We start from the raw sequence: 16,061 nt of genomic DNA, 5'->3' as shown, positions 1-16,061 counted from the left end.
AAACCTCCGCCTATTAATGTTTTACCTACTAGGTTAACATTAGCAGCTTTTACCATAGCATCTGCTGCTTCTATAGCAGATACCAAACCTTTAGTTTCTATCATACCCAAAGCCATAGAACTTGCCATATATATTACCTCCAATGATTTTTATTATTTTATTGATTATTATTATTTTTTCTCTTTTTTCTTGTTTTTTTCTTTGAAACAGTTTCATTAGAAGCCGTTTCATTATCCGTTTTTTTATTAATATCTTCATCAAAAAGCAAGGTATCATTAATTACAACATTACTGTCTGATGAATTATTCTCAGCATTTTCATTAATTATTTCTGTAGTGCTTTCTAATTGTTTGTTTTCCAAAGTTTCTTTTTCTTCACTCTCTTTGTTTTCTTTATTTGAATCTTCATTATCAAAAGATACATAAGAAAAAAGAGAATTAAGAACCTGTTTATCTAATCTTGCTATAACATTACTGCCTAAAACCATTCCAACTTTCTCGGCAGCAGCAACTCCGCAGTCAACAGCAACTTTAACGGCAGAAACATCTCCAAAAAAAGATACCGCAATTCTTCCGCTTCCCACATGCACCATAGAAGGCAAAATTATATTACTAGCCTTATTTGCTGCATCTAAAGCCTCAACAGCAGCAGTATGACCATAAGTTTCTATCATACCTAAAGCATATTCCATAATAATTAATATCCTCTTTTATTAAGTATACAAAAATATAATTATTTATCTAACAAATAACCCATTTTTTAATACACATCTTCTTTTTCTTGTAAAAGTTACTGTACTAGTAATACCGTCTCCAGTACTGCTTGCTAATGTAAAACTAGTGTATCCTTCTCCTCCCAATCCTATGCCAGCATATGAAGGAGCATTTTTTACAAATATTGTTGTCTGAAGTCTTTTAGGTGCTATTGTAAGTCTGTCAATATGTTTAGAATGCATAGCAGCAGTATGTCTGCATCCGTCTTCTAATTTCACAGCCAAATCCAATGCCTCATCAAAATCTTTGCATCTTATCAAAGGAAGCACTGGCATCATAAGCTCTTTTACAGCAAAAGGATGTTCTTTATGTGTTTCCATTATTATTAATCTAGGATCATAAGGACATTCTATGCCTAAAGTATCTAATATATATTTTGCATTTTTACCTATAAACTTTTTATTTACAGATCCATCTTCATTTATAACACCTTTCTCAAGTTTCACCATATCTTCCTTTTTGGAAATTTTAAATGCATTATTCTTTTCCATATTAAATATCAAATAGTCAAATATAGAGTCCACTGCCAATACTTCTTTTTCTGCTATACAAGGCATATTATTATCAAGAGAAGCCCCAGCCACTATGTCAGCAGCAGCCTGTTCTATATCCGCAGTCTCATCAACTATAACAGGAGGATTTCCAGCACCTGCCCCTATAGTTTTTTTACCGCTTTTTAGCCCCTTAATAACTATAGGCATACCACCTGTAATACATAATGCATTTACTTTAGGACTTTCCATTAAATAATCAACCTCTTCAACTGAAGCCTTAGAAATAGTAACTACTAAATTCCTCTCGCCTCCAGCTTCTATTATAGCCTCATTTATCTTTCCTACAAGCCAATTAGATACTTTTACAGCACTAGGATGAGGACTAAATACAACACTGTTTCCTGCAGAAAGCATATTTATACTATTGCATATTATAGTTTCTGTGGGATTAGTAACTGGAGTTATAGCACCTATTACACCAAATGGAGAAAATTCTATTAAACTAAGACCATCATCACCAGTTAAAGCTCCTGTTTTTAAATCTTCAACACCAGTACATCTTTCTATAGCTAATGTATTTTTATTTATTTTATCTTCCACTCTTCCCATTTTGCTTTCTTCTACAGTCATAACAGACATCTCTTTAATAAGAGGTCTCAATTTATTTCTTATAGAATCAGTTATTCTTTTTCTTTCTGACAAACTAGAGCATAAAAATTTCTTTTGTGCAATACTTGCATACTCAATAGCTTCTTTCATACTATCAAATACGCCTAATGTATTACAGCTGTTGCTTGCAGATTCAATAATATTAATATTTTTAGCAACTTCTCTCACTATAGATTCTATTAATTTCTCATCCATATTATATTCTCCGTAAATATATTTTTATTAAACATATCTATTAAATGCCCCTATTAAATGCCTCTAAAGCTGCCTTAGCTATAACTACATCTTCCTCAACTGCTCCGCCGCTTATTCCAACAGCTCCCAATAATTTACCATCTCTAAATATTGGAATTCCTCCGCCAAACATCACAAGCTCTCCAGACATAGCCGTATCAAGTCCGCATAAACTGTCATCAATAAGTTTTTTTATGTCGGAAGTAGGAACTTTCAATGATATACTACTGTAAGCCTTTTTAAAAGCTAATTTCTCGCTTATTTTAAGAGCATTATCCATTTTACAAAAGAAAATCTCCTCACCATGACTATTAACAATAGAAATACACACATCAACATGTATGCTTCCAGCTTTTTTTATAGCCTCTAAAGCCATGATAAAAGCGTCATTTAAATTAAGCTCCATAAACATTCCTCAATCATAATTAATTATAATTAATCGTCATTCAATATAAAATAAATTCCCTTAACAAGTCTGGCTGAATTTGTGCCAATATTTCTCATATTCTGCATATTCATTGATTTTACAGAGTATAAAAATAAAGGCGTATTTTCTTCCAAATTAGCATAATGCACAGCAATATTCTCACTATCAATAGCTAGTCCAACCGACAATTTTGAAGCAATAGCAGCCTTATAAGATGCCTCAGCAGCATTTTTATAACCATCTCCATTTTTGCTTTCAACTACATATGGTATCCCTTCTTCCTCTATCCCATATAAAACCTGATCCATTAATTTTGAATCTGCATTACCCAAATTATATATAATGATAGATGGTATATCCATAATTATCTATTTCCTCCAGACCTAACATAATCTAATATAAGCCCAGTAGCAACTGCATTTCTAGGACCCTCTTTTCCTCTTATATTACCTCTTCCAGCAACTATTTTATAATGAGATAAAGCGTCCATAACCATTTGAGGTATCTCAAAATCTAATGATGAACCTCCAACCAATACTACAAACGGTATATCTCTTATATTTCCAGTAGTACTTACTGTTTCTAAGGCTCTTATAGAATTAAATACAAAAACTTTTTCTTTTGCACTTCTTCTTACAATCCTTATTTTTTCTAAAGGTATATCAGAATCTATAGGAACAAAATTATTATCTTCTACTACTACAACTCTTGCAAATAGTTTAGGATCTAAAGGCTCTTTAAAAAACTGCACGGTTCCGTCTTCATGTCTTATATGAAATATGCTCTCAACTTTAGCTAAAGGATATTTCTTTATTCTCTCAGCCATTTCAAGATCATCTAGTCCCAATTCGGAATTAATTAAAAGTGTAACCATGTTTCCTGCACCTGCAAGATGCGTATATGATATTTTTCCGTTTTTATCTATAAGAGAAGCATCAGTACTTCCAGCACCCATATCTATAATAGCTAAAGGAGATGAAGAACCAGGTGTAGTTAAAGCTCCAAGTATTGCCATATCAGCTTCAACTCCTCCTACTTCAACATCAATATTTAAATCTTTTTTAAGCTCATTAGCTATTATCTCCATTTGAAGTCTGTCAGATTTAACCATACTGGCTATACCGACAGCACTTTCCATGGAAAATTCATTGGCAAGACCGCCCTTAACACTTCTAGGTACAAAAGTATCTACAGCTAAAAGATCCTTAATCTTAATATCATCTTTATTTTTATTTGTGAGTTTAGCCATAGTCTGTCTTACTTTTTCTATCATACCTCCTATGTTAGTTCCAGCCTCGCCAATAATATCTTCTATATCATCTGCTTTATTAATAACAGACATTATCTTTTCAGCACCTGCTTCTATATCAACCTCCAATGTTCTTTTAGAATCAATTATAGTTAATTTACCAGCTGGTATTCTTCTTTCTTTAACATTACCTTCAGGAGTTTTTATTACAACAGCAGAACGGTTTCCTATCAAAGCCCTTGATATAGGTACAACTGACTGAGTTTCTTCAGGTGATAGATTAAATACCGTTGCTATACCATAAGGATTGGATAATGTTTCAATAACTTTACCCGGAAGAGCTACCTCTAATGCACAAAGCATACCAATAGGAACTTTATCTATAAGTGTAACCTCATCAACTATTGGAATATTTTTGTTTATTCTGTTTTGTACAAGAACTCCGTCATCTTTCTGTAAAATCAAACCATTAACATTAATACCCCTAGATATGGCATCATTAACAGAGTCGGCAACATCTTTAAAATCCACAGTATTAGGAACAACTATTATTATATCTTCACCCTTTTTTATATTGGAAATATCATTATAATGAATACTTATGCCTATACCTATTCCAGAACCGCCTGGTGTCTTTGGGTTATGTCCTATCATAGTAGATTCAGTTACAACAGTTTCGGTTATAGTCTCCATAGCTACATCGCCAATAACAGGAGTAGCCTCATTTATTCTTATTAGAGATATATCTTTAACTGTAAGATTAACTTTATCCAAACTCTTCTTTAAAACACCAAAAATACCATGCTTATTAGAAAAAGTACCTTTTATACCTGTAGTAAATACCAAATCACTAGATATGAACTCTGCCTCATTATTATCACTAATTTTAGCAACAGCAATTTCAGTGGTAGAATTACCTATATCTATTCCAGCAATATATTTCATTGACACTTCCATTAATAAAAATTTATTATTACAGCCAATAAAAATTGTTTAACAATTATATGCTTCAAATTACTATGCACCATATGACAACAATTTTTATATTAGCCTTACAATATTAAAAAATTATTATTTTCTTCTTAAACGATCTCTCTTTTCATAAACTTCAGCCGCCTCTCTAACTAAAGAAGCTGATATTGTAGCAGAATATTTATTTTCAAGTTCATCAGCTATAGCAATAAGTTCAGCTTTAGTTGATCTGAAAGGTCTTAAAGCATTATATATTTCTAATATTCTGTCATCGCTTATTCTTGTTAATTCAGCAGCCCTTCTCAAATTCATAGCAAATATTTTTCTTCCTACAGACTCAGCAATTTGTGCCTGATATTCCAAAGTTTCAGCGGTAATACGAACATCATTAGGACCTACTCCGTCGTTCATTACTGCTTCCAATGTAATATCATCTAAACTTTTTCCTGTAGAAGTTTTTATCAAATCTTTTCTATTATAGCCTAAAGGATAATCTTTAGCACTTACATTAATAGTATTAGAAACACTTTTAACATTGCTGGTATTGCTAATATTATTAACTATTTCTTTTATCATTTTTTCTAAAAGTTGTTCATCCATATTTTATCTCCTTACAAAATTATTACAGCGAAACCGAAAGTTCTATAGGATCTGCATTATCAACAACATGTTCAGTTTCTTTTATATGAAGTAAAGCGGCGATTGCCTGATATTTAGGACGAGCCATTTGATCATTACGAACTGGTACAGGAGTTGGAGATTCTCCTTTAGCATACTTAGCAGCATTTTTACCTATAGCTCTGAAAGTAGGCAAATCCAAAAGAGGTGCCTGAGGAAATAATTCAACATTACTTAAAGGAAGCAAATCTTTTTGGTGTATAACTGTAGTACCTTTAGACTGTATACCTATACCTATTCCAGAACCACTGTATTTTGCAGCTGCATTGGCTATAAATGAAACATCTGATGTATGCAGGAAACGCACTATACGTGCTTTTAACCCTTCTTCTTCTATACCTGCGATTAATTCTCTTAATACCTGAGAGTGAGGTATATGAACTATAGTTTCAGTTTGATGAAGACCAAAAGAAGGAGCTAAGCCTATTACTACTTCAGATTTGTTTTTACCAACTTCAGCTTTTCCAAGCTCTTTAAAATTAAGAGGAGGAGGAGCCTGATGATTAGTACTTACATTAGGATTCGGATTAGAACCTGCGGAAGTACTGCTGCCTGTATTATTATTTTGATTATTAATATTTTTTATAACTTCGCTAACTATTAATTTGAGAGTTTTTTCATCTATATTCATTACTTACTCCTTAAATAGAATCTGGGCTTATAGCATTAGGAATATTTTTTATTTCTTCCCAGCGTTCTTTACTTATTTGATAACCAGTACTAGGACCATGATAATCATTAACATCATTAACAGCACTAATAACATAGCCGTTTCTATCAATAATAGCTGAAGTATGCAAATAATCGCCTGCTACACGCTGTTTAAGCATATTCAAAACACTTTGAGCAACATCTTCAAAGCCTTTTCTATATAAAGCTTTAACAACATCTAAACCTGTTATTCCATTAGTAAGTATGCTTTGTGCTGCTTTTAAATCTTCTACAACATTTCTGTCTGGCATATCTTTACTTCCATGTGCATAAGTTGCAGCTTCTACTTCTTCATCTGTGATTTCTGGGAAACCCAAATCAGCAAATATAGCCTGCATAGCTCTTGCAGCTTTATTTCTAACAGCTATTATTTCTTCTTCTTTTACAGGTCTTAGTCCGCCGTCAACTTTTAAGTCTCTTTGTAATACATTGATATCGTCAAAGTCTTCAGCATCAAAGTTAGAACCTGCAAACATATTATCATAGTTAGGAGTAGAACTATAACCAGAGAATATAAAGTCAGTACCAGGGAGGAACTGCATTAACATTCTTGCTGTTCTTCTTATATCTGAGTGAGAGAAAGTTTGGTCATTACCAGAAGCAACTTCCAAATCCAAACATTCTGTAATAAGGTTTTCAGCCAAAACTGCTCTGATACCGCTAGGAACTCCTCCAGGAACACCTATACAGCTTATAGAACCATTCTGCAAACCTTGTACTCCTGCACCTTTTGTGATGAATACACATCTAGCCTCTAAATAAAGCATAGATTTGCCTTCTGCATATCCCATTTGTACTTCACTTCCAGTACCAGAAGTAAAACGCATTTTTAAACCGCGTGATGCATAAGATGAAGCTAAGAAAGCTTTAGAATATGGAGTATCATCTCCATCTGTAAATACTCTTTCTGTTCCGTATACTGATATTGTTTCTGCATAACAGGTTAATCCTCTCATTCCTAATAACAATTCAGTAGCCTCTTCTAATGAACATTGAGTAAGTATACCAGGTCTTCCAACCTGAGCACCCACTAATAGACCTAAAGCATTAAAAGGAGCATAACGAACTATACCTACTGTAGTTTCTTCTTCATCAAAACCTCTAACAGCTGCTTCTGCCGCATCTGCTGCTATTTGTATTGGGTTATCTTTTACATTAGTTACATGGCATTGATTGGAAGGAGTTTTTCTTGCCCTCATTTTCTGCAAAGCCATCATCATTTCAACAACATTCATACAACTCATAACTTCTGATATTTTAGCAGGAGTTATAGATGTTGTTATAGGTATTATTTCACTTCTTTGTACATTAGGGTCACATAGCATAAGAGCTATTTTTTTTGAGTCAATACTCATAGCTTTTTCAGCATTTTCAATATTTATAGAATAATTAGCAATAAATGTATCTATAAAATCAAAATCTTCTGCTTTTTTACCATCAAGCTCAACTATTTTGCCGTTTGATATTTTTATGCTAGGTTTAGGATCATTAGGTCCGTCCATAGCTACAAGACCTACCTCAGGCCATTCACCAACAAATCCGTCCTGATTTACTGGTCTGTTTCTTAATATTTCAAATCTTTTAGATTTCATGAACTTCTCCTAATAATTAAATTATATATGATGGTCTGTCATTTTTAGGTTTAGAGCCTAAAGTACCCAATAATTCACAGCCTATTTCTCTTGCAGCTATTACAGCCTGTCTAACAGCACCAGAATCTCCGCATATCTGTAATATAACTTCGTTTGAAAAACTAGTACCGCTTGCAGGAGAAGCATATCCTACTACTTCTACATTAGCAGATTTAACAGCAGTATCTGCCATTACTACACCTATAGCAGCAGGAGCACCAACACAAATTCCGAAAGCCTTACCTATTGGGGCACCAAATGCCTTATTGCAGGCATAACTAGCTCTTGCAGTGTACTGAAGTTCTATATGTCCAGCCTCATTTCCGTAAACATCGCCAAAAGTTCTGTCCAAATCTTTTAATGCTACTTCAACAGCACGTCTTGAATCTGAAACATCATCAGAACCGAATATAATCAAGTTACCATGACCAGCACCGCCTTTTGTATCACGTGCCAACTGTATAGAAACAATTTCTGTGTTTGTAGCTTTCACAGCCTCATCAGCAGCCATTATATGAGGACCTGCCCCTGTTCTGCCGCCTATAATACCTATAGAGCGGTATTTTGTTTCAAAATTCATCTTTTCCAAAACACTTTTGTCTACATTAGCAATAACAAGCCCTATAGTATCTCCCATAGCAGTGCCTACAAACTCTATTGCTTTACTCATATAAAAATCCTCCTTAAAAAATAATAAAATTAATGTTATTTTTTTAATTAAAAGGCAATGATTATATGACAAAGATTAATTTTAGATTATTAGAATAGAAAAATTATCAAAAAATGCACAATAAACCATTGCTATACATATAGTATAAAACAATGGCATACCATTGTCAATAACAAGATATCATTTTTTAAAAAAATGAATAAAATTTCACAGAATTGAAACAATATAAAATTAAATTAATAAAATTGAACAAATTTATATTTTGAACTAATTAAAAATTAAATTACTATGAATTCCATTCCATGCTCCTCGATAGAAATAAACTATATATTGAAATATTCCGACTTACAGCTTTCTACACCCTACCTTCTCATCACCTCAATAGGCAACAATGGCTTACTAGGGTTCGCTACTGAATACGGCTACGGGCTAGTATAGGATTCTGACCTATTTCCTTCAATACATATCTATATTATAATAAAAAAATTATAATAAATCAATATCTTTATTCATACAATTTATACTTATTTTATGAAATATTCTTAATATACTCATATTAAAAATATTACATAATTTTATATTAATTAATCTCAAAAGTATAATGAGTAACAGCCTCATCAGGACGGAAATAATCGCTGCCTTTGTCTTTAATTATCTTAAGCATATCAGCCATAGCTTTATAGTATAAGAAATAATAATCATACTTTTTAAAGTCAGACATAGAAGAGTTTAAAAGTAAATTATAATATTTCTCTGCAAGATTCAAAGCCGTTTCATATTGAGTGTTTAATTTAAATTTTCTGTCATAATCAACTAAACGAATTATTTTACTATTGAAAGTAAATAAATCAGCCCCTCCGCTCTCCCATCCTATAATGGAAGTTGTTTGATTATTAGGCATAATATTAACCCAGTCGGATTCCTGAGCTTTGTCTGGAGATAATGAAGAGACTTGTAATTGATAATAACCAGATTTTTTAATATGCTCTTCTGTAACGGTAAAATTTGTTTCAAATCTATCAGCTGCCTCAAGTATTTCTTTAATAGGGGGTATAGGATATGTATTTTTTAATGTTCTATAGTACTTACCATCTAATTCAGTATATGAAGGCTCTAAAGGGGTACCGTCTTCTTTTATTTCATATCCACCTACTACATCAATTTTTTCCATATCTTCATCATAATAATAATTATCAAGTTTACTTACATCTATATTATTTTCTTCTTTCCAATTTATACCATCTTCTGTTGACCATACTCCGTCTTTCTCAGTAAACTCTATATCTTTAGTCCATGTCCAATATCCGCCTTTATACTCATAATGTGATGATATACCGCCATATACATATATTTTATCTAATTTATTTTTATCATATTTTATAATAAACTGCTGTCTTTTTTCTGGAAAAGGAAACTCATATTTTACCCAATTATTATTATTCAAAATATCTTTTGTAATATCAACTGCATAATAATCTTTTGAGTCATCTGTATATTCAGAAGATTGATAACTTCTATATCCATTAGGGTTATCATCTGCAAAAGACTTCTGCCCCGTAATAAATAATTTACCTTTAATATAAAATAAAGCAGAAAACTCCAAAGTTTCCATACCATATACTCCCTGTATACTAGGATCATAATCATTTGGCATAGGAATATAGTAATTTGCTTTTTCTATTTCATCAGAAGAATCAGACCAATTTACAAGACTTTGAGATTCTCTGTATATGGAATAAATAATTAAGTTTCCATAGCATGCAAAGTCATAATAAGGAGGAGGGTTAGTAGTATAAAAATTCGCCCTGTCTAATCTGCGCGGATATTCAGGAAAATTAATAGTTTTTTGCATTGCTTTTAATGACGGTATTGTTACTTTATCTGATTCTATAACTAATTGTTTTGAGTTTAAATTCTTCCAATATTCTGTATTTTCTAAATCATCAGATAATGATAAACTATTAATTTTAGTTATTGTACTTCCGTCACTACCAATTTTTAGTAATGCCCCTTTTCCAGAAAGAGTAAGCTTTTTTGTGTTAATATCATATTGATATTCATTAGTAGCCAAAACATACCACTCATTTTTGTATTTAAATCTTCTTCCATAACCTCCAAAAACAGTACCATCTGCAATTATTTCTGGTTTTATTTCTATATAACTTTCCTCTATATTTGCAGGAGGTATAGTAGAAGGAACTATATAATCAGGCATTTCCTGTGAAACTGGAAACTCTGTAGGGGGCGGTATATCAGAAGGACTTAATAAATTTATTTTTTCACATGAAGTGATAAAAGCTGTAAAAATTAAAGATATAATTAAATAAACTTTATTTTCCAATATAAAACCTCAATATAACATTAATACAATCCTTATTTTAAGGATACATCATAATATATTTATTTCAATAGTTTTAATTAAATATTTCAGTATAATGATTAAATTAAAATAATATATTATTTATTTTGAAGCTCTTTACTCTTATTTTTTATATCAAGTACTATTTTATCAACAGCACTTTTGTTTATAAAATCTATCTTTTTACCATAATTTTCTAATAATAATTTTTCATCTTCTGTTTTCACAGCTTTAGCCGATATTATTCTCCTTAACATATGCATCATCAAAGCATGATGAAGTTTTAATTTATCAAAATCTACCCCACCCCTTAAAAAATAAAATTTCATGTTATCTCTTATATCAGATTTAAAATTTTGATTAACAGCATTATTATATAGTTCCTTATCATTAGTATCACCAAGACCAACTACAACACAATACAAATGCTTATCACCTTTTAACTTATTAAAAAACTGTTTTATCCTCTTCGCAGAAGAAAGTTTACCAGCATATAAAGCACCTGCAAATACAATAAAGTCATAATTATTTAAATTATCAATAGTTACATTATCAATACCATATAAATCCCCATGAACTTTATCTGCTATCCATTTAGCATAAGTTCTTGTTGTTCCATATTTACTTTTATAAAGTACAGCAATATTAGTTGACATAATATTTCCCTATTATTTTATTAATTATATAATTTTTATTAAATATAAAAACTTGTAAGCAATTTACTATAAATAGATTCTCACAAGTTTTTTATATATAAATACATAAAACATTTATGCTCTCTTCTTATATCTATCTCACTTCCTATATCTAAATTAAAAAAGGATTAATTATTTCAAGATTTCCTACAGATTCAAAACCTACATCATTTAAAACGGCATTAACAATATTTTCTAATATGTCTTCATCACCCTCAGTACCAATTAGATATCGTACAAACAAATCATTAAGTCTATTAATATCTTTCATAGCTTTATTATACTAAAAACTAATAAATTGTCAAAGTTTATATAAAAATAGTATTAAATATAATTTGCAAAAAATATAAATTGTTTTATTATTTATATGCAAATATATATATAAAATTTTTACTAGGATTTTTATCTATGATAGAAGAGTTTAAAAAATTTATTATGCGGGGCAATATATTAGACATGGCAATAGGTATAGTTATTGGAGCTTCATTTACTAAAATAGTTAATTCTTTTGTTGAAGATATATTAATGCCTCCTATAGGACTGATATTAAGCGGTATAGATTTTTCCAATATATTTATAGTAATTAAAAAAGGTATTTCTGATGCTGGTCCTTATACCTCAATAGAGGCTGCAAAACAGGCTGGAGCTGTTGTTATAGGTTTTGGTGTTTTTATCAATACGATAATAAGCTTTTTTATAACGGCTTTGGCTATATTTATGATAATAAAAATATTCAACAAAATGAGAGAAAAAATGGTAAAAAAAGAAAAAGATGATAAAGAGGCAAATGAAAAAATATGCCCATACTGCTGTTCACCTGTAAATATAAAAGCAGTAAAATGCCCTAACTGCACTTCAGATTTAGATAAATAAATTATGTATGAATTAAAGAAAATAATTTTATTATGACCACCTTAAAAAAGAATTATGCATATACTCAAAAACATCTATATCATATATATAGTTTAATAATGAAAGATCAAAATTATTGGTACTCCCAAAATATTTAGAGCCTCCATCTTTTAAAACTAATAATTTATCTGCAAAATTTAAAGCAGCATTTATATCATGAAGTACAGCAATAATACACCTATCTCTATTTTTTACCCATTCTTTTAAATTATAAATTAATTCTATCTGGCTGTTTAAATCCAAATGATTTGTAGGCTCGTCCATCAATATAATACTTGGATTTTGTACTAAAGTCCTAGCTAAAAAAACCCTTTGAAGCTCACCTCCAGAAAGTTCAGTTATCAATTTATCTTTTAAATACATTATCTTTAATTTTTCCATATAATGAATAACAAAATCTTTATCTTCTTTGCTTGGCATGGATAATAATTTGTCTTTATAATTAGAATATCTTCCCATCATTATCGTATCATAAGCAGTATATCCGAAATAAACAGAGGACATTTGACTCATAATAGATATAATTTTATAAGTATCTATTTTTCTTATATCTTTATTATTAATAAGTATATCACCTTCAAAATCTATTATTCTGCAAAGCGATTTTAACAAAGTACTCTTTCCGCATCCGTTAGGTCCTACAATACATAAACTTTCATTACTAGACACTTCAAATGATATATTTTTTAATACTTCTTTTTTATTTGCATTATTTTTATAATACAAAGATACATTTTCCGCTTTTACCATAACAGTTTTATTCATATTACATTCCATTATTTTTATTTGAAATAAATATATATAAAAAGAAAGGAGCTCCTATAACAGCTGTAACTATCCCTATCGGTATATTAGCCCCCTGAACTATAATCCTAGAAAATATATCAGAAACATTAAGAAGAAGCCCTCCAATTAAAGCAGATGCAGGAAAAACTATAATATGCTTAGCCCCAAATATTTTTCTCGCTATATGAGGAGATACCAAATCAACAAAACCTATTACCCCAGTAAAAGCAACTAATACTGCTGTTATAAATGAAGATATTAATATAAAAAATATCCTCATTTTTTTTACATCTACACCAAGCGATAAGCTGCTTTCATCTCCGAAAGTCATTATATCAAGTACACTAGAATGTTTCATAAGTATTAATAAAAATACTAATGTCATTACAATAATAATAAAAATATCTATTTTGTTTCTTACAAATAAACTGCCAAGCTGCCAAAGTATTATTTTGTTTGAGTATTTGGGAAACATATACGATAAAAAACTCATAACCGAACTTAAAAATAATGATATAACTATTCCTGCAAGTATTATAGAATTACTACTCATATATTTATCTATTTTTTTTGATATAAAAAGTATAAACAATATAGTAATAAAAGCAAATATCATTGAAACACCTATAAAAAAGTATTGATTAAATGATATACCCATTACTATAAGCAAAGCAGCCCCAAGCCCAGCCCCAGAAGATATGCCGAGATTATATGCAGAAGCAAGAGTGTTTCTTAATATAGACTGTATCACAACGCCTGTCATAGACAAAGAAGCACCTACAAATAATGATAATAAAGAATGCTGAAGCCTGATATTTATAATGTCAGAGTTTATTTTATTTATATTAATAAGTTCTATACTAGAGACTTTATATATAAGTATGCATATTATTTCTTTAGGCGATATAAAAACACTTCCAATGCACACTGACAATATCGATGAAATAAAAACCAATATTAAAATTATTATAATTTTTTTTATCATTTTATTATCAATTCCTAATTATTTGAACATCTTTATATTCATTAGGATAAATATATTTAGCCATATCAAAGAGTGCATATATAATATTATGAGTAGGCAAAGATGATGAAGCTATATAATACACATCTTTATTTTTTAAAGCATTTATATTCTGCCAAGACTGACGGCACAATATTTCTTCTTTAGGATTATTTATATAATCTACGCTTGTAAATATTATATCTGGATTAGCAAAAAGTACATTTTCTTCAGATACTGCTATCCAAGAATTTCTATCTTTAAATATATTTTCAGCACCTATAATATTAATCATATCATCTAAATAAACATTAGTACCAAATGAATAAAGATTAGGCAAAGAAGATATTTCAAAATACACTTTCTTACTATTTGTTATAGTACTTCCTATAGATTTTATTTTTTCTATATTTAACTCCATCATATTTACAATATTTGAAGCTTCATCATTTTTATTTAAAACATTTCCTATAAAATATATATCATCTTCTATTGATTTTATAGTATCACTGTTGGGTATAACTGCTGTACATATTCCACAAGCATTTATAGAATCAAGAGAGTTTTTACCAGAAAATACACTGAAAGTATTAACAAATAAAACATCTGGTTTAATTGCTATCATCTTTTCTGAATCTGGATTTAGCATATCAAAAACTAATATATTAGAAATATCTATATTATTAGTCTGTAAAATTTCTTTTGAAGTAGTATCTGCAGCTATTATTTTATCTGAAAGTCCTAAAGCTATTATAATATCTGTAACAGCAGGAGATAAAGAAGCAAGCCTATCTATATTATCTGGAAGAATTATACTATTTCCCGCTCTGTCTTTAAGTGTATTGTCAGAAGTATTTGAAGTATTGCATGATAATAAAAATATATTAAAAATGATTAACAGTATTATTTTAATTTCTTTCATAAATATAAACATTTTCATCATTTCTTATATCAAAAGTTTTTATACAAATATTTATTTTTTATGATTATAAACTCAAATATATAATTGTCAATAAAACTATATCATCAAATAATTTTTTATTATACAAACTTTATAAACTAATTCTTATTTATCAATTTCATTATTCTGACTTATTATATAATCTGATATTTCATTAGATAAGTTTTCCATAAAAAGTATTCTTGCATTAATAGTATTTACAAAATAATTATAAAATATAACGGCAGGTATGGCAATAATAAGTCCAGCAGCAGTTGTAAGCAAAGCATTAGCTATACCAGATGCCAAAGCAGTAGGCTTTCCGCTCCCTACAACTGAAATCACAGCAAATGACTGTATCATACCTAGTATAGTACCCAAAAGTCCTAAAAGCGGTGCTATTGTAGATATAGTGGAAAGAGCAGAAATAAATCTTTCAAGTCTTGGAAGTTCTTTATTTGAAGCACTTTGCATAAACTCTTTCGGAGAATTAATATTTTTAAGTCCAGACATTATGATATTAGATAAAGGTGATTTAGAAGCCTCACATAATGCAATAGCTGCTTTTATTTCTTTTTCTTTAACCAAAGAAACTAATTTTGGAGCTAATGAATTATCTTCTGATTTTATTCTAGTAAAATATATAAATCTGTCTACTATTATAGTTAAAGCTAATACAGAAGATATAAGAAGCCCTATCCAGCAAACAGTCATAGCTGAGTTTAAAAGACTTTCAGAACCGAATATATTATCCATATATAAAAATGCCTCATATAAATATCGTTATTAGTTAAAACATTATAATTGTAAGAATATAAAAAATCAATAATTAAAATATATTTATTTTAAAATAAATAT

General features: G+C 29.9%; 17 protein-coding genes, 1 pseudogene and 1 riboswitch. Of the genes and pseudogenes, 1 reads left to right on the top strand and 17 read right to left on the bottom strand.

The features are described 5' to 3' along the window. The 13 genes and pseudogenes from KQ44_RS02175 to KQ44_RS02115 form a co-directional block, all read right to left on the bottom strand. On the bottom strand, window positions 1–128 hold a 128-nt coding region (locus tag KQ44_RS02175), incomplete at its 3' end, for a BMC domain-containing protein (protein ID WP_143277867.1). A 29-nt stretch (window positions 129–157) separates the two neighbouring features. After that, the gene (locus KQ44_RS02170) at window positions 158–691 is read right to left on the bottom strand and encodes a BMC domain-containing protein (protein ID WP_096736041.1); all 534 of its coding nucleotides are present in this window, start codon (window positions 689–691) and stop codon (window positions 158–160) included. Window positions 692–736: 45 nt separating this feature from the next. Beyond that, window positions 737–2,131 (bottom strand): aldehyde dehydrogenase family protein, encoded by a 1,395-nt coding sequence (locus tag KQ44_RS02165; RefSeq protein WP_096736040.1) that lies wholly within the window; start codon window positions 2,129–2,131, stop codon window positions 737–739. 40 nt (window positions 2,132–2,171) lie between these two features. Continuing rightward, a complete protein-coding gene (locus KQ44_RS02160) occupies window positions 2,172–2,576 on the bottom strand; it encodes a heme-binding protein (protein WP_096736039.1) in 405 nt (134 codons plus the stop codon). 29 nt (window positions 2,577–2,605) lie between these two features. Then, the gene (locus KQ44_RS02155) at window positions 2,606–2,959 is read right to left on the bottom strand and encodes a glycerol dehydratase reactivase beta/small subunit family protein (RefSeq protein ID WP_096736038.1); all 354 of its coding nucleotides are present in this window, start codon (window positions 2,957–2,959) and stop codon (window positions 2,606–2,608) included. A gap of 2 nt (window positions 2,960–2,961) precedes the next feature. Continuing rightward, window positions 2,962–4,791, bottom strand: coding sequence for a diol dehydratase reactivase subunit alpha (locus KQ44_RS02150; RefSeq protein WP_096736037.1), 1,830 nt, complete (start codon window positions 4,789–4,791; stop codon window positions 2,962–2,964). Window positions 4,792–4,917: 126 nt separating this feature from the next. Then, on the bottom strand, window positions 4,918–5,418 hold the full coding sequence (locus KQ44_RS02145) for a diol dehydratase small subunit (protein WP_096736036.1): 501 nt from the start codon (window positions 5,416–5,418) through the stop codon (window positions 4,918–4,920). 22 nt (window positions 5,419–5,440) lie between these two features. Then, window positions 5,441–6,127, bottom strand: a complete 687-nt coding sequence (locus KQ44_RS02140; protein WP_096736035.1) for a propanediol/glycerol family dehydratase medium subunit — start codon at window positions 6,125–6,127, stop codon at window positions 5,441–5,443. Between the two features lie 10 nt (window positions 6,128–6,137). Further along, window positions 6,138–7,799, bottom strand: a complete 1,662-nt coding sequence (locus tag KQ44_RS02135) for a propanediol/glycerol family dehydratase large subunit (protein ID WP_020003495.1) — start codon at window positions 7,797–7,799, stop codon at window positions 6,138–6,140. 16 nt (window positions 7,800–7,815) lie between these two features. Then, window positions 7,816–8,508: a propanediol utilization microcompartment protein PduB gene (gene pduB, locus KQ44_RS02130; RefSeq protein ID WP_096736034.1), complete on the bottom strand. Its 693-nt coding sequence runs from the start codon at window positions 8,506–8,508 to the stop codon at window positions 7,816–7,818. Window positions 8,509–8,819: 311 nt separating this feature from the next. Beyond that, a riboswitch (cobalamin riboswitch) is annotated at window positions 8,820–9,000 on the bottom strand. A gap of 88 nt (window positions 9,001–9,088) precedes the next feature. Then, a complete protein-coding gene (locus tag KQ44_RS02125) occupies window positions 9,089–10,849 on the bottom strand; it encodes a hypothetical protein (protein ID WP_096736033.1) in 1,761 nt (586 codons plus the stop codon). Between the two features lie 116 nt (window positions 10,850–10,965). Then, entirely contained in the window at window positions 10,966–11,523 is a 558-nt protein-coding gene (locus KQ44_RS02120) for a flavodoxin domain-containing protein (protein ID WP_096736032.1), read from the bottom strand. Between the two features lie 160 nt (window positions 11,524–11,683). Continuing rightward, a pseudogene (locus KQ44_RS02115) lies at window positions 11,684–11,833 on the bottom strand (ATPase); the annotation flags it as partial. A 137-nt stretch (window positions 11,834–11,970) separates the two neighbouring features. Between KQ44_RS02115 and mscL the strand changes: the two are divergent. Then, the gene (gene mscL / locus KQ44_RS02110) at window positions 11,971–12,435 is read left to right on the top strand and encodes a large conductance mechanosensitive channel protein MscL (protein ID WP_096736031.1); all 465 of its coding nucleotides are present in this window, start codon (window positions 11,971–11,973) and stop codon (window positions 12,433–12,435) included. A gap of 30 nt (window positions 12,436–12,465) precedes the next feature. Here mscL and KQ44_RS02105 read toward each other — a convergent pair whose 3' ends face one another. The 4 genes from KQ44_RS02105 to KQ44_RS02090 form a co-directional block, all read right to left on the bottom strand. Next, window positions 12,466–13,239 carry an ABC transporter ATP-binding protein gene (locus tag KQ44_RS02105; protein ID WP_096736030.1) on the bottom strand — a complete coding sequence of 258 codons (774 nt, stop codon included), beginning with the start codon at window positions 13,237–13,239 and terminating at the stop codon, window positions 12,466–12,468. A 1-nt stretch (window position 13,240) separates the two neighbouring features. Beyond that, window positions 13,241–14,245, bottom strand: coding sequence for an iron ABC transporter permease (locus KQ44_RS02100; RefSeq protein ID WP_096736029.1), 1,005 nt, complete (start codon window positions 14,243–14,245; stop codon window positions 13,241–13,243). A gap of 7 nt (window positions 14,246–14,252) precedes the next feature. Further along, complete coding sequence (locus KQ44_RS02095) at window positions 14,253–15,185, bottom strand: ABC transporter substrate-binding protein (RefSeq protein WP_096737773.1); 933 nt, start codon at window positions 15,183–15,185, stop codon at window positions 14,253–14,255. A 144-nt stretch (window positions 15,186–15,329) separates the two neighbouring features. Next, window positions 15,330–15,959, bottom strand: a complete 630-nt coding sequence (locus KQ44_RS02090) for a MotA/TolQ/ExbB proton channel family protein (protein WP_096736028.1) — start codon at window positions 15,957–15,959, stop codon at window positions 15,330–15,332. Window positions 15,960–16,061: the final 102 nt, after the last annotated feature.

The sequence above is a fragment of the Brachyspira sp. G79 genome (genome assembly GCF_002379365.1).
Classification (GTDB): domain Bacteria; phylum Spirochaetota; class Brachyspiria; order Brachyspirales; family Brachyspiraceae; genus Brachyspira.
This window is presented reverse-complemented; position numbering and strand designations above follow the sequence as displayed.